Consider the following 21,768-nt stretch of genomic DNA (forward strand, 5'->3'; position numbering starts at 1 on the left):
CAGCGCCGCCCCGATCAATCCTGTTGTCCGCCCATACCATCCGGACGGACCGTGACCGCCTCGTGGCCGCGTGGCCGCGAGGTACTGACGAACAGCACCGGCTGACCGGCGTGCAGGGTGCGGTAGCCGTCGGTTTCGATGCATCGGTACTCGACGAAAACCTGCTCGGTACCGTCATCGGGTTTGATGTAGCCGAAACCCTTCTCGGAGTCGAACCAGAAGACCCTTCCGCGCCTCCAGTCCGACCCGTCGATCCCGGGTGCGGCAGTCTCAGAAGCGCGCATACCAGGCCTTCTCCACTCGTTCCATCAGGCTCGACACCACAAAACTACGCTCCGGACCCCGGTTCGTCACTGTCGCCGCGGCTTCCGGGGCCCACGTCTACTCTTCCTCTGTGCCAGAACCTGCTTTCCTCGACCGCACCCGCTCGGGTTACGACAGCATCGCGCCCGCCTACGCCGCGCATTTCGCGGATGTACTCGACGCCGATCCCTGGTCCCGCGCGCTCCTCACCGCATTCGCGGAGGAGGTCGCGGATACGGGCCCGGTCGTCGAGTTCGGCAGCGGCCCGGGCGACACCACCGCGTTCCTGGCGGCCCGGGGCCTGCCGATACGCGGTGTCGACCTGTCCCCGGCGATGGTGGCGCTGGCCCGCCAGGCGCACCCCGATATCCGTTTCGACGAGGGTTCTATGACCGCGCCGGATCTCGCCGACGGCGCGGTGGCCGGTCTCGTGTCCTGGTACTCCCTGATCCATATCCCGCCGGCCGAGCGGCCGGGCGTACTCGGCGAGTTCCACCGCGTGCTGCGGCCGGGCGGCCGGCTGCTGCTCGGGTTCCAGGCGGGCGACGAGGTGGTCCGCCACAACGAGGGTTTCGGCCGGCGGATCGCCTTGGATTTCCACCGGCTCGTACCCGGCGAGATCGGCGCGGCGTTGGAAGCCGCGGGCTTCACGATCGATATGCGGTTCGAGCGCCGGGCCATGCGGCAGGGCGAGTCGACGCCGCAGGCCGCACTCATGGCGACCCGATCGAGATGATAGATCGGGTATTGCTATCGAAATGTGCTGTAGAGCTATCGTAATGATAGACAACAACCTGATAGTTCCGCGGCGAAAGGCCTTCCGAAGGCGTCCACACGCAAGCGATCGTAGTGATATTTGACCCGATCATTTCGATAGACAAACCTGATCGGGTGGTGATCAAGAAGAACCCGCTCGGGCCGACCGGGGATACCGTGCGTGCGAACGTCGTGCGCTATCGCAACCGGCTGAACCTCGGCTATGCGGATCTGGCACGCAGACTCGAGGCCCTCGGCAGGCCGATCCCCGTGCTCGGCTTGTCCCGGATCGAGCACGGCGAGCGCCGGATCGACGTGGACGATCTCATGGCCCTGGCCGTCGCACTGGGTGTTTCCCCCACCAGTCTGCTGCTGCCCGACACCACCGGCGCCGACGACACCGTCACCGCCACGGGGATCGAGGGAACCGCCGCGGATCTGCTGGGGTGGCACCGCCTGTACACCCCGTCCGCCCATATCGGCAGACCGGCCGGCGAGCGTTTCGTCCGGGACGCCATCCGCTTCATCGCCGACGCCCGGCCGCGCTGGGATATCGAGGGTCTGACCCTCGACCAGCTGCCGGGCGTCGGCCATCAGGAGTACGGCGCCGAAATCGCGGAGAAGGCGCGCCACACCGATCCCGGCGCGTGATATCCCGGCCGGGCCCGGCGGTACCGAGTGCCGGCGCCGGTCACGGATCAGGACGCGCCGGAGCGCATGAGTTCGAACACCGGAACCGGACGTCCCGCGTTCACTCCGGCCTCGCGGGCGGCTCGCCAGAACCGTTGCGCCGTCCGGGAAAGCGTGGCGTCGACCCCGGCTTCCTCACTGGCGTCGATGATGTGCTGCGCACCCGCGTCCATCATGGCGAACGCGGCGGCGTCGCCCCAGCCGCCCGCCTTCGCGGCCGCCGCGTACTGCGCCATGAAGAACGGATAGGCCTCGCTGGAGCGTTGCGCGTACGGCAGGAATCGGTCGATATCGTTGCCGGAGTTCTCGATCAGCGCCAGCGCCTGGTCGAAGGCCAGCATCCAGGGGTGGAAGGTGATCAGCAACGCCTGGTAGAAAACCTGCGCCAGACCGTCGTCGGCGCCCAGATACTCCTGCGGGCTCAGGGGCCGCAACAGGTCGGCATGGGCGTCGAAGATCTCTTGGGGACCGCTGTAGAAGATGTAGGAGGCGGGATGGGTGATGTCGTCGCCGGCCGACATGAATCCGCCCGACAGGAATTCGGCGCCGTGCGAACGCACCCACGCCCCGCCCTTGCGCGCGGTCTCCGGTGAATCCGAGGAGAGGTTCGCGATCACCTTCCCGGCGAGCCGATCGGCCACCGGCTCCAGGACCTCGTACATCGCGGCGTAGTGGGTCAGGCTGAGCACGATCACCTCGTTGGCGGCCAGCGCCTCGGCCACCGTATCGGCGCGTTTCGCACCCAGCGTCGCCATCGCGTCGGCCTTCGCCGGGGTCCGGTTCCAGACGGTGACCTCGACGCCCGCCGCGAGGAACGCGCGCACCATCGCCTGCCCCATCGGCCCCAGGCCGACGACACTGACGGATCGCTTGTTCTGCTGAGACATGTCCATGCCCTCTCGGTAATCCTTCGGATGATCGGCGCCGGATCCGATAGTGCGTCGCCGCAGCTAGAGTGGACAAGAACGTACGCCCGGGTGGGGTTGCTCACCTCGAGGTCCGTGATGAGGTCAGGAGGACGCGATGACCGCCGCCGGTGATACGGATCACGATGTCTGTGGTATGTCCCTGGCCATCGATGTGGTCGGTGGCAAGTGGAAAATGCACCTGATGTGGATACTCGGCGAGCAGCCGCGCCGGTTCGGGGAAATCCGGCGCAAGCTCACCGGGGTCAGCGAGAAAGTCCTCACGGAGAATCTGCGTCAGCTCGAGGCGGCCGGGGTGGTCCGGCGCGAAGTGTTCCCCGAGGTACCGCCGCGCGTGGAGTATTCACTCACCGCACTCGGCCAGGATCTGGCCGGCGCGCTGCGCCCGTTGGAGGAATGGGGCGATCGCCATCGCGACCACCTGGTGGGAGCCGCCACCTGCTGACCGCGGTGGCGGAGAAGTGGAGCCTAGGGGAATCGAACCCCTAACCCCTGCCTTGCAAAAGCGAGTCAGGGGTTTCTCTACGCTGGGCGTACATCACGGAAGCCGCTCCTACCTGGGATATCGCGTCTGCCCTCATCACTCGGTGGCACCGGTGGTCACCAGCAGTTGTGGGCAAAATGTGGGCGGCATCCGGGCAACAATTACCGCTCTGAACTGGCCGGAACAAGCGACACGAAGTGTCCGGTCAGCGGCTGCGCACGCGCTTCCGCGGTCCAGTCGAACAACCACGCGAATTAACGGGCCGGGAACCGACTCCACGGTTCCCGGCCCGGACTACAACAGGCGGGGCGGGTCAGCCCGGAACCACTCCGACCCGTTGCGCGAGCTTGCCCAGTTCGCCAGCGGTGAGGTCGCGGCGGGCCTTGCGCATCATGTGGCCGACCAGTTCACGGACCGGTGCCATTCCGCGGACGTGCTGGGGTGCAGCGTGCTCGGCTCGCAGCAGCGCATGCAGCGAATCGCGGTAATTGCGTCGCATGGCGTGCGCACGGCCGGTCTCTACGAAGTACTGAGCGTGCCGGACTCCGTTCGGTAGTCCGGTCGGGTCGATGGTTTCGGCGATCCGCAGTGCCTCGGCCGGTTCGCGGCGCTCTACGGCGGAACTCATCTGCCACAGTGCGACGTTGGCCGGACCGAATGTCCGGTTCCGTGCCGTGCTGGGTCCGGGGCGGGCATCGGCCAGGCGTCCGGCGATCTCCGCTGCCTCGGCGAGATGCGGCGCAGCATCCCCGCCGGCCAGGGTCTCGGCGAACCCGGCTTGCAGCCGCGCCATCCCCACCGTCTCCAGTTCGCCGACCGTGCGTGCGTCGGGTGTGAGCCGGTCGGCGGTATCGGCAGCGATCCGGCGTGCCGACGACAGAGCCCCGGGCCGAGCGGCGAGTATCTGCGAGCGCAGGAATCCGGCGGCGGCGGCCGGTGCCAGCGAATCGGCGTGCGATGCGGCGCGTTCGGATTCCTGTACCGCGGTCCAGGCCAGGGCATCGTGTCCGCGCTGGCGCAGTGCCGATGCCGCGCCGTAGGTCGCGGTTGCCAACAGGTCCCATCCCCCGGCGCTGCCGCTGTCGGCGAGACGGTAGGCATCGGTGAGCAGCGCGGGCAGCATCGGCCCGAGCGCGGCGTAATCTCCGGCGTGGCGCAGCCGGGATGCCTGTTCGACCATCGGGGCCAGTTCGTCCAGGGTGCGCGGTGGCCGGGTGTCGGTAACGTCGCCTTGTGTCCACAGCGCGATCTCGATATCGGGCACTGCCGTGTGGAAGCCCAGAGTGGCCGGGTCGAGTGTGTCCTGTTCGTGTCCGGTCAACTCGCCGAGCGTGACCCCCAGCGCCTCGGCCAGGGCAAGCAGTGTCCGGCGCGAGTCGATCGGTCGTTCGCCGCTCTCGTACTTGGCGACCGCTCCGCGGCTCATCCCCGATAGATCGGCGAGCACCTGTTGCGAGATGCCCCGCCGAGCGCGGATCGCACGTACTCGCTGCCCGATGTACTGGTCTTCGTGGTCGTCGCTCACCGTGGCCACCTTCCCGTCACTGGCCGTGAATACCCGCTATTCGGCATTGTCCCACGGTGGGACCGTCCGCACCGGTCCCGCTGCCAAGCTCCCAGCACGCCCCGCCGCCGGGTCGAACCCGGTTCCCCGGCGGCGGGCGCAGCCAACAACTACAAGCAGGGGTGAAGGCGGGACCATGACGAACGGACAGCAGGCACCGAAGGCAATCGGGTTCATCCGCAAAGACATCGACAGCACGAACCACACCGATATCCACGCCCTGGCGCAGCGACACGGATACCGGCTGGTGTTCACGGTGTCCACCGATTCCAGCCATGTCGTGATGGCGCTCGCACTCGCACAACACATCTACGAGCATTCCGCCGCCGCCGTGGTCGTGCCGTCGTTCGCGCACGCCGATCCGGTGCGGCACCTCGTGACCGATCTCGCCGCACTGATCACCCCGATGCAGCTGTACCCGCGCGGGCACCGGTGGCCGACCACCGGCACCGAGAGTGCCCGGTGATCACAGCGGGTGTGCTGGTCGCTGCCGCCGTGCCCGCGCTTGTCCTGGTGTGGTGCGTGTTCTGGCCTTCGGAATGATGCCCTGACCAGGTGGGGTCAACTGTCGTCGGCCGATAACCAGTCGATCCGGTTCAGCGCCGAGCGCGCGGCCCGCCACGCGCCCGAGCGGGTCCGGTAGCCGAGCTGGTCGGCGATGTCCTGCCAGGCCAAGCCATCCACACGGAGTGTGAGGGCGTCGAACTGGCGACGCTGATACCCCGGCGTCGGTGGTGGCAGGTGGCGGCGGTGGAACCGCCATACGGCGTTGTACGCGCTCGCGCGGTGGGCGTAGCCGAGCTGGTCGGCGATCTGCTGATAGGTGAGCTGGTCCCGCGCGGCCAGTAGATACGCGGTCCGGTGCCGGTTCCGTTCGGCGACGGTGGTGCGCGCCGGATTGCCTGGCGTTGTGAACAGCGGCCGGTTCGGGTGATAACTGGAGTTGTCGAAATGGACCTTCGGCACCGGCGGTCACCGTGCCCTGTTGTCAACATTGAGCGCAGGGCAATCGGCAACGGCCAGATCGGGCGTCCATGCCTGCCAGTCGCGCGGTCCGGTCCCGGTCAGTTGCCGGTAGGCGATATCGCCGGGGACGCGGTACGCGATCAACGGCAGAGCGTCGATACAACCGGCCAGCGCCAACAGAGCCACTCGCTCAGCGGGTGAACACCGGCCATCGAGCTTGGCTTGAACCATGATGATCTGCCCCGGCTTGATACCCACCAGATCAGCGGGTGACCTACTGCCAGCAGACCGAATGCACTGATAGCCGTCCGTTTCCAGGGCGCGGCGAACGCGACGCTCGAACTCCACACCACGGCGGTACTGGGTCATTCTGAGATGTCCTCGGACTCAGTGAGGCAACGTGCGGCGCTTACGCCGGTTGTGTCGCCGGGCCGGTCCACTCTGTCGTGATGGACGGCCGGTATCGGGTAGGACGGTAGGACCGTGGTCCTACCGATATTTGCGCTGGTTGCAGGGACGGACGCTGGTCCTACCGTGGTCCTACCCGAGCTTTTCGAGGTAGGACCGGTAGGACTGGGGGTAGGACCGTATTTGTCCTGTTCACGACGGTAGGACCGTGGTCCTACCGTCCTACCCGACCTATCCCGTTCGATGCGGTTACGCATCGGCGAGCCTGTACGTCGTTCCGTCGCCGGCCACAATCGTTCCGGCGTCGAGCAGTTCGACCAATACAGCGTCGAATCGGTCACGCAGCGTCGACTTGAGATTGTTTCGCAGATCCTTACGGCTGACTGTTCCGCGCCGCTCAAGGCATCCCTGGATCGAGCGGCGAATGCGTTCACGCTCGTTGTCGTCGGCGCGATCGGCCATCACCCCGGCCTCCTCGGCTTTGGCAACGGCGCGGGCGCGTGCCGTTGCCCGCGCACGCTCGGCAGCGGCGCGCTGCACTCCGGCACGGGTGCGATCCGATACCCGCACGATGCTCCCGGCAAGGTTCCAATCGTCCTCGGTGATGAGTTCCCGACCATCGAGCAGCGCCAGCGCAGCGGCAATCTTCAACCTGGTCAGCATCCGATGCCCGTCGAGCGGGTCGACGTCGTCGCCACGCAGCACAGCGAGCCGATGCCCGTCCATCGCATTGCGTGCCGCATCCGGTACCGGCATCTCGACGCGGGCAGACCAGGAACGAACCTTCACCGATAGCGGTTTCGGGTCGACCGGCCGCAACTCCGGCGCTCCTGGATCGTCGACAGGCAGCCATAGAAACCGCTGCGGAGTACCACCAGCGGCATCGTCCAGCAGCGCGCCGGCCTTCAGCGGCTGTACACCGACACTGAGGCACGCCCGGTACGAATGCGCAGCCAGTGACGTACGAGTGTGCTTGCTGGCGTTCGCGAATCCGATTTGCTCGCCCATATAGACCTTGCGTAGTTCGGCCAGGAGCGTCGAGCCCTGCCGCGCGCCGATAGCAGCAAGGGTGTCGACCTCCGGCGCGGTGAACATCGCGCGTGTACGCCCGGTGTCCTCACCGAACGTGCCCGGCTGGAATGTCCGCGCGATGCCCTCCCCGGAACCGACCGGGAACTCTTCGATGAGGACCGGTGCCGAATCGTCGCCGATGAACTCCACAGCGTCGGCGGCCGCTCCTTCGGCCGCGCCCTTACCTCCGCCGGACGGACCGACCAGGGCAACGAACAGGTTGGTCGATGCGGCCGACCCGACAATCGGCGGAAGCACGATGTTCGGTTCAGTAGCAGCAACCACGCGAGCAAGGACCACCCCGAGCACCGCCCACGGTCCCGCACGTCGAGCACGGGCGAACTCCTGGATATGGGCGAGCACCGGCCGCGACCTCCACAACACGGCAACCGGGTCCGCGTGGTCCTGGGAATGGTCCTCAGTGGTCCACGACCAGACCCGAGAACGGTCCGGCGAGAAGCCCTGCCCATATACCGGGCCAGGACCGGGGCCGGAAGGTGTTTCCGCAGATGGAGACATATTTTGCACTGGTGGTCCGTGGTCCTCGCCCCTAGAGGTTTCAGGACCAGGACCATCCGCCGCGGCGTGGTCCCCGGCATCGGTGAGCGAAGCAATGCGGTAGCTGACCGACCGGCTTCCAGGGGGCTGTTCAGCGATAAAGTGCCCGGTGGTAACCAGTTCGGCGAGTAGTTCGGGAACCAATCGGCGATCCCCCGTCGTGCCTGAGAAGCAATCCGCGAAGGTACGCCGGGAGACGAGTCCCCCGGATTCTTTCCGTGCTCGACGGACCAGGGTGTTACGAACCCTGGTCCGCTGGGCGGTTTCGCTGTCGGTGTCGACCAGTTCGGCGGCGGTGCTCACGCGCACCGCCGTTCAGCAGACCGGACCGTGCGCTCTATCTCGGCATCGGTCAGACCGGCCGCGCGGGCACCGTCCACTACTTTGGCGAGCAGAGCCGAAAGGTCGTCCCTGTGCTCATCGAAAATGCGGTTCACCGCCCAATACAGGGCGTTGTTCCGGTTTCCTACCTGGGCATCTCTCACAACCCGCACCAGACCGGACGTATCACCGGCCACCGCCCGGCACGGCCGATACACCGACCCGGAAGGCACCGCCACCCGGTCCACCAGGTGCGGCGGCAGCGGCGCTATCGGTGCCCCGTTCGACCAGCGATACCGGACACCGGACGGATGCACCGACGGCGGCACCACCAGATACCCGGTATGCGTCTTGATGTCGATCCCGGTCGCCCCGGCCAACCGGCCGCGCACCGGCCCGCTGTACCGAAACCACAGATGCCAACCACCGCCACCAGTTTCAGCGGTCCGGGTGTCGGGCAGTTCGCCGAGCTGGTCCAGACTCCCACCGGACCGGGGGTCGATATCGAGCACGATCAACCCAGCGGGTGGCCGGATACCGATGTTTCGCCGGGAGTCCGGCGGCCACCACCGCGCGATCTGCCCGACCTCGGTGGTGGCGTCATCCTTACCGTGCGCGCATACCGGCACCTTGCCCCGCTCGGCCAAGGGCAGCACCGGCAGGCCCGCACGGGCGTAGGCAAGAGCGCTGGCCTCAAGGTCAGGGGGCACCGGAGCGTTCCGCGCACGGTTCGCGGGCGCAGTCACCGGCGGTTTCCTTCTCCGCCGTGAAGGTTCGATTCGAGGTATTCCCGCAGATCAGCCATGCGGTAGAGGACTCGTCGGCCGTTCTTGACGTAGCGCGGGCCGCGCCCTAGATAGCGGTCCTGTCGCAACTTGGCCTCGGTGGTGTGCAGGTAGCTAGCGGTTTCGCGGCTGTCTAGCAGCGTATCGAGCCCGACCGTGGTGTCTTTCATATCGCCCATCCATTCTCTAATGCCGTGATTGCACGTCCATCCAGAGATATCACATGTCTATGCACGTAAGAACACGTAACTTGATATTGTGGATGCATGGTGACGGAGAGTGACGACACAACGGGGCTGAGCGATGAGCGGCTGAGCATCGGCGAACTCGTCGGCCGGAACGCGCGACGGCTGAGACTGGAAGCTGCACTAACCCGCGACGACGTGGCACGCGCGGCACTGCACTTCGGGACACGGTGGACCGTCTCGCGAGTCGGCGATATCGAATCCGGCCGAAGCACACCGCATCTCTCAACGCTCATCGTCTATCTGAACGCCCTGTGGATCGCGCGAGCACAGGAACCAGACGCGCCCCCTATCGACGTATCGCTTGCCGACCTGTTCGCTGGAGATACCCCCGTATCCCTGGTGAAGGACTTTGCCGTCCACAGCGCAGCGCTTCGCCGCATCGTCGGCGACGGTTCAGCCATGCTCGGACCAGAAGACATCCCCGGCGCACCGACCACACCCGAAGAAATGGCCGACCGTGTGGTTGATGTCATGCGCGCGGGTGCGGTCAACGACTTTCCACCTGGTACGCCGCTGCCACCGAAATTCGCAGAACATGAAGCCGCGCGGGTCGGTGCGGCGCTGTTCCACTCGGCCGGACTGGCCGACCGGCAGGCTGCGCAGAAGCTCGGCCTTCCGAGCGTCCCGGCGCTGACCGCGTGGTCAATTCATCTGTGGAACAGAGCGTTCAGCACCGAGCGCGATAGGCGCGCCGGGCCGGGCGCGAACGCACAGAAGAAAGCCCAGGTCACACGGCGACTACTGGCAGAACTTCGCGCGGCCATCGAGAACAGCACAGCAGGAACCAACACACCAGACGAGGAACAGGGGTAGCAGCGTGGCGACGATTGAGGCGTACGAAACCGGCAGCGGCAAGAGATACCGGGTGCGGTACCGCAAGCCGGACGGAAAGCAGACCGACAAGCGCGGATTCAAGACGAAACGGGAAGCCGAGACGTTCGGCACCACGGTCGAGAACACGAAGCTCACCGGCGCGTACGTCGCTCCGGCCGCGGGCCGGGTCACGTTCGCGGAGTTCGCCGAATCCTGGTTCGCGGGCAAGGTCAATTTGTCCGCGTCCACACGCGAGCGGTACCGGAGCGCGTTGGACAATCATGTGATTCCGGCGTTCGGTGCGCGCAATCTGGGCGACCTCACGCACGAACGTATTCAGCAGTGGATCACCACCAGCGCGGCGAAGATGTCACCCGCGACGGTCCGTAAGAACGTCTCGGTGATGAACCAGATATGCACCGAAGCGGTCCGGCGTCGGCGAATCGCACTCAATCCGGCCGCGGAGGTCGAGTTGCCGAACCTCGTGCACACCGAACGCCGGTACCTCACTGCCGCCCAGGTATCCGCACTCGCATCCGCCGCCGACACGGAATCGCGCCGCACCCTGATCTACCTGTTGGCCTACACCGGCCTTCGGTTCGGGGAAGCGGCAGCGCTGACGGTTGCGGACGTGAATATTCTCCGGTCCCGCCTTCGCGTGCACCGGTCGGTTACGGAAGTCAAGGCGGAGCACGCACCGGCGGACGCGGTGGCAGCGGCTACCGGCGACGGCGGGAAGGCACCGAAGTCGGTCATGGTGTTCGGAGCACCGAAGAATGGGAAGGCACGCGACGTTGCGGTGCCCCGGTTCCTGCTGGACATGCTCGCGGTGCGGATCGACGGCCGCGGGCCGCGGGAACTGGTCTTTCCCGATTCCAAGGGCGGGCCGATGCGGGTGCGCAACGTTCGCCGCTACTGGTGGGACAGCGCGGTACGCGAGTCCGGCGTTCCGTCCGGTCTCACTCCGCACGAACTCCGGCACACCGCCGCATCGCTGGCGATCCGGGCCGGGGCGTCGATCAAGTCCTTGCAACGGATGCTCGGTCATGCATCGGCCGCGCTGACGCTGGACCGCTACGGCCACCTGTTCGAGGATGAACTCGACGGTGTGGCAGCGTCGCTCGATGCCCATTTCTCGGCGGAGTGTGGGCAAAATGTGGGCACGGCACTTCGGGTTGCCCGATGAGAGCAACGCGCTAATCCCCTGACCAGCGCGTTTACTGTGGAGCCTAGGGGAATCGAACCCCTAACCCCTGCCTTGCAAAGGCAGTGCTCTGCCAATTGAGCTAAGGCCCCGTGCGGACCGGGCGGAAAACCGCCTGTCGCCTGCGAAACAGTAGCGTTCCGGCACGTACACCGTCAAACAAGGGTACGTCGGCCCCGACCTGCCCGCAGGGCGCCGGCCGAGTCCGCTCCGCGGGCGCCGGTCCACTCAGCGCCGCAGAGCGCCGGCTGCCTCGAACTCCGCCTCACGCCCCTGCATCTGCTCCCGGTACCAGTTCTCCCGGTGCCACAGCATGAGTTGTTCGTGCAGGCGGCCCACCGGCGGCAGCCGCCGCGCCAATTCCACGGCGGTGACCAGCGGAATCCTCGCGATAGGGAGCAGCACCCACGGGAATGCCGGCGGCATCCGGTATCGGCGGCGTGTTGTGGGCAGCATGAAAAGCGCCGCGTACGCGGAATTGATCCGGTAGTTGTAGTGCGCCCGCAGCCGCGCCGGGCCCCGGTGCTCGGCACGCGGCGCGAACGCGGCGGGGTAGGACTCGATGAGTTCGGCGCCCTGGGCTCCGGAGTCGTGAGCGCGCGCGACCATGGTCATCGCCATCACCCGCAAGGTATCGGCCACGGTTTCCGGATGCCAGGTGAGCCGCACGCCGAGCAGATAACCCAGGTATTTCTGGAAATGCAGTAGCGCCCGGAACTCCGCGGGGGTGGTCTGGTAGCCGAGCGCCCACAACCCCAGCCCCGGTACCGTGCTGCCCGCGATCAGGGTGAGCAGTTGGTAGGTCTGGCTGATCGGCAGCCCCCACCGTTCGGTATCCCATTCCGGGTGCCGCGCCACGCCGGCCCGGACCGACACGTGCATGATCCGGACCTTCAGTGCGGTGGCCCGCCCCGGCGACCCGGTGGTGAGCAGCGCGCCCGGCCGCGAAACGTCCATCCAGAACCGGCAGGTCTCCAGGAAACGGCGCAGCGCGCTGTCGCCGGCATAGCCGCCGGCCAGCGAAAGCGGTGTCGCCACGGCGGATTCGGTGTACATCTCCAAGGTCTCGGCGCCGGCGAAGCTGAACAACATGGTCCCCCATCGGCGCCAGACCGCGGCGCCGCGCTCGACCAGTTCGGGGCGCACCCAGCCGGGTACGGTCTCGAATTCGGCGAACAGCTCGCGCATGGCATCCGGCGCCTCCGGAACCGCGCCGATTCCCGAGCTCAGGGCGGTGTCGAGCATCCGGCGGCCGTGCTCACGGCCGATATCCCCGTGCAGGACCTCGGCAACGAAACGTTCGGCCACCGGATCGCCGGAGAACATATCCCGGCACAGGGCACGCGCCTGCTCGTCGGTGGGAAAGAGTTCGGCGCCGGTGAGCGCCCGCAGCCATCGCCGCGCCCGGCGCACCCCCGGACGCTCGCGCGCCTGCCAATAGCGAAAGGCTTCCGGACACCGGCCGCCCACGTTGTCCGCACCGCCCGGGGACTCCACAGTTACCGACATCGTCGCTCTCCTCGCCGGTTCCGCCGTCCCGGCAGGTCTCTCCGGACCTGCTCACGGACCGTACTTCCATGTATGGAGATACAGTACTCGATGGTATGGAACCGGGCCCGGCATTCGAATGGGTGATCGCGACACCACGCATCGTGCACCGCGCCCACGGCCGTCGATGGCCGTTTACAGCGAGGCCGGGAATGGGGCTCACCTACCATCGGAGTATGAGACTCAGCGCCGATCCGTCGGACCGATGACGGCGGATTCCCCCGCCGCCGACCACCCGGACCCATCAGACGAACGGACGGCCGCTCCCCGCCCGAAATCGAAGAAGGCGCAGGCGCAGCAACGCCGGACGCGGCGCACCGCGCGGCTGACCTACGACGATTGGGTCGACGGTGCGCTGAATCTGCTGTCGCGCGAGGGAGTCGCGGCGATCAAGATCCCGCGGTTGTGCCAGGAACTCGGGGTCACCAAGGGCAGCTTCTACTGGCATTTCGACGATATCGAGCAACTCATGACCGCGATGGCCGACCGGTGGAGCGCGATCCAGAGTGAAACGGTGCGCGATCTCGGCGCCTTCGTGGAGATCCCGGTGGAGGAACGGATCGAGAAGATGGCCGCGATGCTCGTCGACCGGCGGCACTGGCTGGTGGAGACCACGGTACGGGAGTGGTCGCGGAGCAATCCGAAGGTCGCGGCCGCGGTCCGCACACTCGATCAGCAGGTTTTCGAAACCGTGCACCGGACGATGCTCGACCTGGGTTTCGACGAGTACCAGGCCGGGCTACGCGCCGGGGCCATGGTGTACATCGGGCTCGGTCTGATCCACGGCCGGGACAATCTGCCGACCCCGACCACCGCGCAGGTGTATTCGGTGATCGAACTGCTGGCCCGGCCGTGATCACCCGGCTATCCGGTACCTACCGGCCTTCCGGGGACGTCGAACGCGGCGGTCTCAGCGAGTGGTGACCTCATGCCACAGATCGGCGTCGTCACGCTGGCGCAGTTTGTTGATTCCGATGAGGACCGCGGCGACAATTCCGATGGTGAGAACGTATTTCATGTTTTCAGCTTAGTGCGCCCCCGGACGGCCCGCTTCCCGGCCTCGTATCGGCGCTCCGCTCCCGCAGGCTCGCGCGGGCCTCGCCCATCGCCGCGACGGTGCCGGTGACCACCTCGGACAGCCACGCCAGCTGGTCGTCGGTCATCACGGCGAATTGTTCGACCTGCGCATCCCACAGCACCTCGAAAACCGGCACCACCTCACGCCGGATCTTCTCCTCGGCGACCACCACCAGGACGCGCCGCCGATCGGCGGGATCACGCTCGCGGCGCACATAACCGGCGGTCTCGAGCCGGTCGATCATCCCGGTGACCGCACCGCCCCGGGTGATACCGAGATGGGCGGCCAGCTGCCCCGCGGTCTGCGGCCCGTACATGGTCAGCAGATTGAGGCAGCTCAGGTCGGTGATCCCGATTCCGAGCCGCGCGGCGACAGCGGAATGCAGCAGCACCGTTCCGGTTGCCTGCGCACGAAAGGCCAACTGGAGTGAGGTCAGGGTATCGCTGCGGGTGTTCCCCGATGTCATGGCCGGCCTCCCGATTCTAATCTCTCTGAAAGAGAGAAGCTCTATCTCAGAGCTTATAGAACACAGGAGAGCGGAACCATGAGTGCCAAACGAGCGATACCGCTGTGGTTGCTGGTGATATTCGTAGGGATCCAATTCGGGGCCGGCTGGTACGAGAAACTCGGCGTGATCCCGGAGTGGACCGGGGTCCCCGCCGAGCAGGCACGCGAGGCGATGAGTCTCTCCGGATTCGAGCGCGCCGGACGAGCCTTCTGGCCCTTCGTATCTCCGGTCGTCGCGCTGCTGGCCCTGATCAATCTGTATATCGCCTGGCGCACCCCGGTGACCTTCCGGCGCTGGTGGCTGGCGGCGGCAGCACTGATGACCTGCTATGCGCTGTGCAGCTACGGCTACTTCGTACCCATGATGCTGAAGTTCCAGTCCGGGGGCGCCGACTGGTCACCGGAGCGGGTGGAGGCGTTCATCGATATCTGGACGATGCTGAACTATCCCCGCATGATCGTGGGCGGTATCGGCTGGTTGTGCGCATTGCGGGCCCTGTCCCTCTCCGGCGGCGCGGCCATTCCGGACCGCCCCGATTCCGGATCGCGCGCCGATATCAGGGCCGGGGTGTGACGGGAATTCCCCCCGAAAACACAATCGGGCTCGGACGATTCTTCGTCCGAGCCCGATTGTGGTGTTCCAGTGGGTCTAGGAGGACTTGAACCTCCGACCTCTTCGTTATCAGCGAAGCGCTCTAACCGCCTGAGCTATAGACCCGCGGGGCAGCTGTTGAATATCAAGCAACCGCCGAGCACAGACTGTACCGGAATGCTCCATGATGAACCAAAACGGCTGGTCACAAGCCCATGGCCGCATACCCGACGATAACGCGCGACGGCCGGTACCCGGGAATCCGGGTACCGGCCGTCGGCGGGAGAACAGGATCTAGTCGGGGTCGGCCAGGGTGACCTGGATACCGCCGACCATATCGCAGCACTGGTTGTAGATGAACGTGCCGACGGTGGCGAGGGCGGTGAACAGCACAACGTTGATCAGCCCGATCACCCCGGCATAGCCGAAGACCGTACCGGCGTCGATGAGACCCACCGACCCGCTGTCCGGCGAGACCATATCGGTGAACGTGCTGTTCAGTCGCTCCCAGACGCCCATACCGGCCAGCACCATGTACAGCAGCGCCACCGCGATCATCCACACGAAGAACATGGCGACGCTGATGACCAGGGTGATCTTCAGCGTGGACCACGGATCGATCCGCCGCACCTGCACGGTCGCCCGAAGCGGTTCACCGCCGAGCACCGCCTGCGGCAGCCCACGCGGGGCCTGCGGTGCGGCCGGGGCCGCGGCGGGCGGAGCGTGCTGGAATTGCGGAGCATGCGGGGCGTGCGGAGCCTGGTCCGGCGGCAGTGGATGCCGGATCTCGGAAAGATCCGGCATATCCTTGACCAGTTCGGGCCGGGCGATACTGCGGGTGGGACCGTCCAGCCCAACGGATTTGGCCATGGCCGCTTCCTTACGCGCCGCCTTGGCCGCCAGATCGCTGGTGGTCCGCGCGTTGGTGACCCCACCGCTCAGCCCGACCCCACGCTGCCCTTGGCCCCCACCCACCGGCATATGCCCGGGACGGGAGAGGTTGGACTGGGGTTCGCGTTGCGGCAGCTGCGACCAGCCCTCCTGGAAACGTCCGCCTTCCGCTCCGTTTCCACCCTGCGGTTCGGCCGGGTTGTTCCCGCCCTGCTGGTTACCGCCCTGCTGCGGGCCGGGATTCTGCTGGCCCGCCGGTGAATTGCGCGATTCGGACGCGAATTCTCCCTGCTGCTCCTGATTCTCGGGCGCCGGACCGCCGGCGGGCGCCCCACCGGGCGGGTTGGCGCCCTGCTGACCGCCGGCCTGCTCGTGTTCCGCGGCCTCGCCCTGCCGCTGGATCGGGCGCGGCGAAATCGGGGACGGGGTGACCCGCTCGGTCACACCGTTCGTCTGCTGCCGCTCGTCGCTCGGCTGTTTCGGAGTGGTCAATGGGAATCCTCGGATCCGTTCTTTGCCGCCGATATGGGATTACTGTTCGGGGGAACCGCCACCGTCGATCTGTTCGGGCTCGTCGGCGTTACGTGCGATCGCAAGCAAGGTATCGCCCTCGCCGAGGTTCATCAATCGCACGCCCTTGGTCTGCCTACCGGCCTTACGAACCTGCCGGGCGGCAGTGCGGATAACCCCTCCGCTGGACGTGATCGCGTACAGCTCGTCGTCGTCGTCGACGATGAGCGCCCCCACCAGGGTGCCACGCCGGGCATCGAACTGGATCGTCAATACACCTTTTCCACCCCGGCCCTGGGCCGTGTACTCCTCGATAGCGGTCCGCTTGGCATAACCGCCCGAGGTCGCCACCAGCAGATATGTTCCGTCACGGACCACATTGAGCGAGAGTAGGGCATCCTCGGCGTTGAACCGCATACCCTGCACACCCGACGTGGCGCGTCCCATCGGACGCAGCGCCTCGTCGGTGGCGGAGAAGCGGATGGACTGCCCCTGCGCCGAGACCAGCAGCAGGTCGTCCTCCGCCGAACACAGTACGGCGCCGACCAATTCGTCGTTGTCGCGCAGGTTCACCGCGACGATGCCGCCGCTGCGGTTGGAGTCGAAGTCCACCAGCCGCGACTTCTTCACCAGGCCCTTCTGCGTGGCGAGCACCAGGTAGGCGGCGTCTTCGTAGGATTTGATCCGGATGACCTGGGCGATCTTCTCGTCCGGCTGGAAGGCCAGCAGGTTGGCCACGTGCTGACCGCGGGCGGTGCGGTTGGCCTCCGGCAATTCGTAGGCCTTGGCCCGGTAGACCCGGCCCTTGTTGGTGAAGAACAACAACCAGTCGTGGGTCGAGGTCACGAAGAAGTGGCGGACGATATCGTCCTGCTTGAGCCCCGCGCCCTGGACGCCCTTACCGCCGCGCTTCTGGCTGCGGTAGAGATCGGTCTTGGTGCGCTTGGCGTAGCCGGTCTCGGTGATGGTGACGACGACGTCCTCGCGGGCGATCAGATCCTCGTCGGCGACGTCACCGTCGGCGGAGATGATCTGGGTGCGCCGGTCGTCGCCGTAGCGCTCCACGATCTCGGCCAGTTCGTCGCGCACGATCGCCCGCTGGCGTTCCGGCTTCTCCAGGATGTCCTTCAGATCCGCGATCTCGGCCTCGAGCTTGGCCAATTCGTCGATGATCTTCTGCCGCTCCAGCGCCGACAGGCGCCGCAGCTGCATATCCAGGATCGCGGTGGCCTGGGTTTCGTCGATATCGAGCAGCTGCATCAGGCCGGTGCGCGCGGTGTCGGTATTGGCCGAACCGCGGATCAGCGCGATGACCTGGTCGAGCATATCCAGCGCCTTGACCAGGCCGCGCAGGATATGGGCGCGTTCCTCGGCCTTGCGGAGCAGGTAGCGGGTGCGCCGGACGATGACTTCCAGCTGATGGTTCACATACAGCCGGATCATCTGGTCCAGGCGCAGGGTGCGCGGTACGCCCTCCACGATGGAGAGCATGTTGGCGCCGAAACTGGTCTGCAGCTGGGTGTGCTTGTAGAGGTTGTTCAGCACCACCTTGGCGATCGCGTCACGTTTGACCGTGACCACGATGCGCAGGCCCACCCGGTCCGACGATTCGTCGTGGATATCGGACACTCCGGCGATCCGGCCGTCCTTGACCTGTTCGGCGATCGCGTTGATGAAGTTGTCCGTGTTGACCTGGTAGGGCAGCCCGGTGATGACGATGGTGGTGCGGCCGCGGGCGTCCTCTTCGATCTCCACCACGCCGCGCATCCGGATGGAACCGCGGCCGGTGGTGTAGGCATCGTGGATGCCCTGGGTCCCGACGATGAGGCCGGCGGTCGGGAAATCCGGGCCCTTGACCCGCTCCATGCAGGCGGCGAGGGTGGATTCCTCGTCGGCGTCGTGATTGTCCAGCGCCCAGTAGATGGCCTCGGCCAGCTCGTTGAGGTTGTGCGGCGGGATATTGGTCGCCATGCCGACCGCGATGCCGTTGCTGCCGTTCATCAGCATGTTCGGCACCCGGCTGGGCAGGACGACCGGTTCCTGGGTCTTACCGTCGTAGTTGGGGATGAAATCGACCGTGTCGTGATCGATCTCGCGCAGCAGCTCCATGGCCAGCGGGGTGAGCCGGCATTCGGTGTAACGCATGGCGGCGGCGCCGTCGTTACCGCGGCTGCCGAAGTTGCCCTGCCCGTCGACCAGCGGATACCGCATCGCCCACGGCTGGGCCATCCGCACCAGGGTGTCGTAGATGGCCGAGTCGCCGTGCGGGTGGTAGTTGCCCATGGTGTCGGCCACCGGGCGGGCCGACTTCACATAGCTGCGGTCGGGCCGGTAGCCGTTGTCGTGCATCGCGTACAGGATCCGGCGGTGCACGGGCTTGAGGCCGTCGCGCACCTCGGGCAGCGCACGGCCCACGATCACGCTCATCGCGTAATCGATGTAGCTGTTCTGCATCTCCTGCTGGATATCGACCGGCTCGATCCGGTCGCCCGCGCTCTCCGGCGGCAGGGTGGTGTCGGTCATGCAATCTCCTAGGTACTGACGGATGACGGTGGCTCACCCGCGCGCGCTCGCACTGGCACAGAGCGCCGGCGCGCCGCGGGCGCGACACCGCTCCTACACGTCGAGGAAGCGGACGTCCTTGGCATTACGGGTGATGAAGCTGCGGCGCGCCGCGACGTCCTCGCCCATCAGAACGCTGAACAGCTCGTCCGCGGCGGCCGCGTCGTCCAGCGTGACCTGGCGCAGTACACGCACCGAGGGGTCCATGGTGGTCTCCCACAGCTCCTTCGGGTTCATCTCGCCCAGACCTTTGTACCGCTGGATACCGTCGTCCTTGTTGATCTTCTTACCGGCCGCCAGACCCGCCTCGAGCAGTCCGTCACGCTCCCGGTCGGAGTAGGCGAACTCGGGATCGACGCGATGCCACTTCAGCTTGTACAGCGGCGGCTGCGCCAGGAATACATGCCCCTGCTCGACGAGCGGGCGCATGAAGCGGAACAGCAGGGTCAGCAGCAGCGTGGAGATGTGCTGGCCGTCGACATCGGCGTCGGCCATCAGCACGATCTTGTGATACCGCAGCTTGGCGATATCGAACTCGTCGTGGATACCGGTGCCGAAGGCGGTGATGATCGACTGGACCTCGGCGTTCTTGAGGACCTTGTCGATCCGTGCCTTCTCGACGTTGATGATCTTGCCGCGCAACGGCAGGATCGCCTGGTACATCGAATCGCGACCGGACTTGGCCGAACCGCCGGCCGAATCACCCTCGACGATGTAGATCTCGGATTTGCTCGGATCCTTGGACCGGCAGTCGGCGAGCTTGCCCGGCAGGCCGCCGATATCGGTCGCGCTCTTACGCCGGACCAGCTCACGCGCCTTACGGGCGGCGACCCGGGCCTGCGCCGAGGACACCGCCTTGTTGACGATGGTCTTGGCATCGGCGGGATTGGCCTCGAACCAGTGCGCGAGGTGCTCGTTGCAGGCGCGCTGTACGAAACCCTTGACCTCGGTGTTGCCCAGCTTGGTCTTGGTCTGGCCCTCGAACTGCGGTTCGCTCACCTTCACGCTGACGATGGCGGCCAAACCCTCGCGGATATCGTCGCCGGTGAGATTGCCGTCCTTCTCCTTGAGGAGCTTCTTCTCCTTCGCGTACCGGTTGACCACCGTGGTCAGCGCCGCGCGGAAACCCTCTTCGTGCGTACCGCCCTCATGGGTGTTGATGGTGTTGGCGAAGGTGTGCACCGACTCGGAGTAGCCGGAATTCCACTGCATGGCGACCTCGAGCTCGTGCCCCGTGCCCTTGCCGTTGAATGCCACCACCGAGTTGTGGATCGGCTGCTTGGTCCGGTTGATATGCCGGACGAAATCCTCGAGACCGCCCGGGTAGTGGTAGGTCCGGGTCTTCACCTTCTGCGCGGCCGCGGGCTTCTCGCCGCCCTCGTCGTGCTTGGGCGCCTCGGCGGTATCGCTGACCACCTCGTCGGTGATCTCGGTATCGCTGACGCGCTCGTCGGTCAGCACGATGGTCAGGCCCTTGTTCAGGAAGGCCATCTCCTGCAACCGCCGGGATACGGTCTCGAAGTTGTAGGTGGTGGTCTCGAAAACGGCCGGATCGGCCCAGAACCGGATGGTGGTGCCGGTGGCCTTGGTCGCGTCACCCTGGAGCAGCTGGCCCGGGACGGCGTCCTTGTAGGTCTGGCTCCAGTGGTACCCGTCGGTGTCCACTTCGGCCTCGAGCCGGCTGGACAGCGCGTTCACCACGGAGATACCGACGCCGTGCAGACCGCCGGAGACGGCGTAGGAATCGGAGTCGAACTTGCCGCCGGCGTGCAGCTGGGTCATGACGACCTCGATGGTCGGGATGCCCTGGGCGTGCATCGCCACGGGGATACCGCGGCCGTCGTCGACGACCTGGACGCCACCGTCGGCGAGGAGTGTGACCTCCACCCGGGTGGCGTGACCGGCCATCGCCTCGTCGACCGAGTTGTCCACGACCTCCCAGATCAGGTGGTGCAGGCCGCGTTCACCGGTGGAACCGATGTACATACCCGGGCGCATCCGCACCGCCTCGAGACCTTCGAGGACCTTGATGGAGGAGGCACCGTAGTCCTGCTTGTCCGATGCGCTCGAACCCGATGCTTTGGAGTCTTTGGCAGCCACTGGTCGGTAGCTCTCCTTACTTGCTGGTCCCCGGGACGGCGGTGGGACAGCACGCGTGGGGCCCGGAACCGATCGAGGGCTTCGCACAGCGCGCCGAAGGTATCGCCGCTGAATTACTATTCCATCTTACTTGGCAGCCCAACTTACAGTGCATCTGCGACACCCCTGACGGCTTCCAGGATGGGAGAAATCGACCCGCCACGGGTCCCCTCGCGGCCCGGACGATTTCGGACCATCAGATTCGGCCTGAGAGTTCACTGAGGGCCACCCTCGGATCCGCGTCCGGTTCCACGTGAAACCGGACCCTATCCGTAGGTGTCCCGCGGCCCCCGGCCCCGGACGTGGCGCTGCCCTTTACGCCAGCTCGGCGCGGTGGGGCCGGCGATCCGCAGGGACCGGACGACACCCGGGCCCACGGCCGCGGCGATCTTGGCGAGCAACTGTGCCTGGAGCAATCGCAACTGGGTCGCCCACGCGGTGGACTCGGCGGCCACGCTCAGCACGCCGTTCTCGAGTTTCACCGGTTTGGCGTGCGCCGCGATGTCCTCACCGACCACGCCGGCCCAGTGGCCGAAAACAGTGCCCTCGGCAACCTTGGTGGACCAGCCACGGCTACGGGCGATGGAGTTCGCGAGTTTGGACAGCGGCTGCGGATCCCGGTCGTCCGGACGCGGACCGGACCATCCGCCGCGTCGCCGCCCGGTCCGGCTGCCGCGGCGCGGCGACGAGCGGCCCTGTCCCACGGATTTGCCACTCGCTCGCGCGGCGGCCCGGGCCTCCTCCAGCGCACGGCGGGCAAGGTCGATTCCACGTAATTCCGGCAACTCGGCTTCACCCGACGGCGGCGTGCCACCGGGGGTTCCGGGCTGGTCGGTCATGGTCG

The 21,768-nt window shown here is 66.5% G+C and carries 23 protein-coding genes and 2 tRNA genes; 8 read left to right on the top strand and 17 right to left on the bottom strand.

What is annotated here, in order from left to right:
• Positions 1-14: 14 nt before the first annotated feature.
• Positions 15-284, bottom strand: a complete 270-nt coding sequence (locus ACZ6SF_RS09075) for a cold-shock protein (RefSeq protein ID WP_466061523.1) — start codon at positions 282-284, stop codon at positions 15-17.
• A 110-nt stretch (positions 285-394) separates the two neighbouring features.
• Here ACZ6SF_RS09075 and ACZ6SF_RS09080 point away from each other — a divergent pair, with 110 nt between their 5' ends.
• Both ACZ6SF_RS09080 and ACZ6SF_RS09085 read left to right on the top strand, forming a co-directional pair.
• The gene (locus ACZ6SF_RS09080) at positions 395-1,039 is read left to right on the top strand and encodes a class I SAM-dependent methyltransferase (protein ID WP_466061524.1); all 645 of its coding nucleotides are present in this window, start codon (positions 395-397) and stop codon (positions 1,037-1,039) included.
• Between the two features lie 155 nt (positions 1,040-1,194).
• Entirely contained in the window at positions 1,195-1,710 is a 516-nt protein-coding gene (locus ACZ6SF_RS09085; protein ID WP_466061525.1) for a helix-turn-helix domain-containing protein, read from the top strand.
• Between the two features lie 47 nt (positions 1,711-1,757).
• On the opposite strand, the gene ACZ6SF_RS09090 is transcribed toward ACZ6SF_RS09085, so the two are convergent.
• Positions 1,758-2,636 (bottom strand): NAD(P)-dependent oxidoreductase, encoded by an 879-nt coding sequence (locus tag ACZ6SF_RS09090; protein ID WP_466062227.1) that lies wholly within the window; start codon positions 2,634-2,636, stop codon positions 1,758-1,760.
• A 136-nt stretch (positions 2,637-2,772) separates the two neighbouring features.
• Here ACZ6SF_RS09090 and ACZ6SF_RS09095 point away from each other — a divergent pair, with 136 nt between their 5' ends.
• The gene (locus ACZ6SF_RS09095) at positions 2,773-3,120 is read left to right on the top strand and encodes a winged helix-turn-helix transcriptional regulator (RefSeq protein WP_466061526.1); all 348 of its coding nucleotides are present in this window, start codon (positions 2,773-2,775) and stop codon (positions 3,118-3,120) included.
• Positions 3,121-3,472: 352 nt separating this feature from the next.
• On the opposite strand, the gene ACZ6SF_RS09100 is transcribed toward ACZ6SF_RS09095, so the two are convergent.
• Complete coding sequence (locus ACZ6SF_RS09100; RefSeq protein ID WP_466061527.1) at positions 3,473-4,684, bottom strand: helix-turn-helix domain-containing protein; 1,212 nt, start codon at positions 4,682-4,684, stop codon at positions 3,473-3,475.
• Between the two features lie 175 nt (positions 4,685-4,859).
• On the opposite strand from ACZ6SF_RS09100, the gene ACZ6SF_RS09105 reads away from it, so the two are divergent.
• Positions 4,860-5,189: a hypothetical protein gene (locus ACZ6SF_RS09105; protein WP_466061528.1), complete on the top strand. Its 330-nt coding sequence runs from the start codon at positions 4,860-4,862 to the stop codon at positions 5,187-5,189.
• A gap of 95 nt (positions 5,190-5,284) precedes the next feature.
• On the opposite strand, the gene ACZ6SF_RS09110 is transcribed toward ACZ6SF_RS09105, so the two are convergent.
• From ACZ6SF_RS09110 to ACZ6SF_RS09130, 5 genes are all read right to left on the bottom strand, one after another.
• Entirely contained in the window at positions 5,285-5,689 is a 405-nt protein-coding gene (locus ACZ6SF_RS09110; RefSeq protein WP_466061529.1) for a hypothetical protein, read from the bottom strand.
• Between the two features lie 6 nt (positions 5,690-5,695).
• Positions 5,696-6,058, bottom strand: a complete 363-nt coding sequence (locus tag ACZ6SF_RS09115; RefSeq protein ID WP_466061530.1) for a PDDEXK family nuclease — start codon at positions 6,056-6,058, stop codon at positions 5,696-5,698.
• A 288-nt stretch (positions 6,059-6,346) separates the two neighbouring features.
• Positions 6,347-7,531: a hypothetical protein gene (locus tag ACZ6SF_RS09120; RefSeq protein ID WP_466061531.1), complete on the bottom strand. Its 1,185-nt coding sequence runs from the start codon at positions 7,529-7,531 to the stop codon at positions 6,347-6,349.
• Positions 7,532-8,025: 494 nt separating this feature from the next.
• Positions 8,026-8,757: a bifunctional DNA primase/polymerase gene (locus tag ACZ6SF_RS09125; RefSeq protein ID WP_466061532.1), complete on the bottom strand. Its 732-nt coding sequence runs from the start codon at positions 8,755-8,757 to the stop codon at positions 8,026-8,028.
• Positions 8,758-8,789: 32 nt separating this feature from the next.
• On the bottom strand, positions 8,790-9,002 hold the full coding sequence (locus ACZ6SF_RS09130; protein ID WP_466061533.1) for a DNA-binding protein: 213 nt from the start codon (positions 9,000-9,002) through the stop codon (positions 8,790-8,792).
• Positions 9,003-9,098: 96 nt separating this feature from the next.
• Between ACZ6SF_RS09130 and ACZ6SF_RS09135 the strand changes: the two genes are divergently transcribed.
• Positions 9,099-9,893, top strand: coding sequence for a helix-turn-helix domain-containing protein (locus ACZ6SF_RS09135; RefSeq protein ID WP_466061534.1), 795 nt, complete (start codon positions 9,099-9,101; stop codon positions 9,891-9,893).
• A gap of 4 nt (positions 9,894-9,897) precedes the next feature.
• Positions 9,898-11,079: a tyrosine-type recombinase/integrase gene (locus tag ACZ6SF_RS09140; protein WP_466061535.1), complete on the top strand. Its 1,182-nt coding sequence runs from the start codon at positions 9,898-9,900 to the stop codon at positions 11,077-11,079.
• A 37-nt stretch (positions 11,080-11,116) separates the two neighbouring features.
• Here ACZ6SF_RS09140 and ACZ6SF_RS09145 read toward each other — a convergent pair.
• Positions 11,117-11,189 (bottom strand) — tRNA-Ala (locus tag ACZ6SF_RS09145).
• A gap of 136 nt (positions 11,190-11,325) precedes the next feature.
• Entirely contained in the window at positions 11,326-12,606 is a 1,281-nt protein-coding gene (locus tag ACZ6SF_RS09150) for an oxygenase MpaB family protein (protein WP_466061536.1), read from the bottom strand.
• A 244-nt stretch (positions 12,607-12,850) separates the two neighbouring features.
• On the opposite strand from ACZ6SF_RS09150, the gene ACZ6SF_RS09155 reads away from it, so the two are divergent.
• Positions 12,851-13,501: a TetR/AcrR family transcriptional regulator gene (locus tag ACZ6SF_RS09155; RefSeq protein ID WP_466061537.1), complete on the top strand. Its 651-nt coding sequence runs from the start codon at positions 12,851-12,853 to the stop codon at positions 13,499-13,501.
• 54 nt (positions 13,502-13,555) lie between these two features.
• Here ACZ6SF_RS09155 and ACZ6SF_RS09160 read toward each other — a convergent pair whose 3' ends face one another.
• Entirely contained in the window at positions 13,556-13,663 is a 108-nt protein-coding gene (locus ACZ6SF_RS09160; protein WP_327148968.1) for a DLW-39 family protein, read from the bottom strand.
• A 4-nt stretch (positions 13,664-13,667) separates the two neighbouring features.
• Complete coding sequence (locus ACZ6SF_RS09165) at positions 13,668-14,189, bottom strand: MarR family winged helix-turn-helix transcriptional regulator (protein WP_466061538.1); 522 nt, start codon at positions 14,187-14,189, stop codon at positions 13,668-13,670.
• Positions 14,190-14,267: 78 nt separating this feature from the next.
• Here ACZ6SF_RS09165 and ACZ6SF_RS09170 point away from each other — a divergent pair, with 78 nt between their 5' ends.
• A complete protein-coding gene (locus tag ACZ6SF_RS09170; protein WP_466061539.1) occupies positions 14,268-14,804 on the top strand; it encodes a DUF1772 domain-containing protein in 537 nt (178 codons plus the stop codon).
• Between the two features lie 70 nt (positions 14,805-14,874).
• On the opposite strand, the gene ACZ6SF_RS09175 is transcribed toward ACZ6SF_RS09170, so the two are convergent.
• The 5 genes from ACZ6SF_RS09175 to ACZ6SF_RS09195 all read right to left on the bottom strand — a co-directional run bounded on the left by ACZ6SF_RS09175 (position 14,875) and on the right by ACZ6SF_RS09195 (position 21,763).
• Positions 14,875-14,948: transfer RNA gene (locus ACZ6SF_RS09175), tRNA-Ile, on the bottom strand.
• Between the two features lie 168 nt (positions 14,949-15,116).
• Positions 15,117-16,205, bottom strand: coding sequence for a DUF3566 domain-containing protein (locus ACZ6SF_RS09180; RefSeq protein WP_466061540.1), 1,089 nt, complete (start codon positions 16,203-16,205; stop codon positions 15,117-15,119).
• A gap of 39 nt (positions 16,206-16,244) precedes the next feature.
• Positions 16,245-18,746: a DNA gyrase subunit A gene (gene gyrA / locus ACZ6SF_RS09185; RefSeq protein WP_449997838.1), complete on the bottom strand. Its 2,502-nt coding sequence runs from the start codon at positions 18,744-18,746 to the stop codon at positions 16,245-16,247.
• Between the two features lie 93 nt (positions 18,747-18,839).
• Positions 18,840-20,885 carry a DNA topoisomerase (ATP-hydrolyzing) subunit B gene (gene gyrB / locus ACZ6SF_RS09190; RefSeq protein ID WP_466061541.1) on the bottom strand — a complete coding sequence of 682 codons (2,046 nt, stop codon included), beginning with the start codon at positions 20,883-20,885 and terminating at the stop codon, positions 18,840-18,842.
• Between the two features lie 305 nt (positions 20,886-21,190).
• Positions 21,191-21,763, bottom strand: coding sequence for a DUF721 family protein (locus tag ACZ6SF_RS09195; RefSeq protein WP_466061542.1), 573 nt, complete (start codon positions 21,761-21,763; stop codon positions 21,191-21,193).
• Positions 21,764-21,768 lie beyond the last annotated feature (5 nt).

It is taken from the genome of Nocardia sp. NPDC049935, assembly GCF_055586645.1.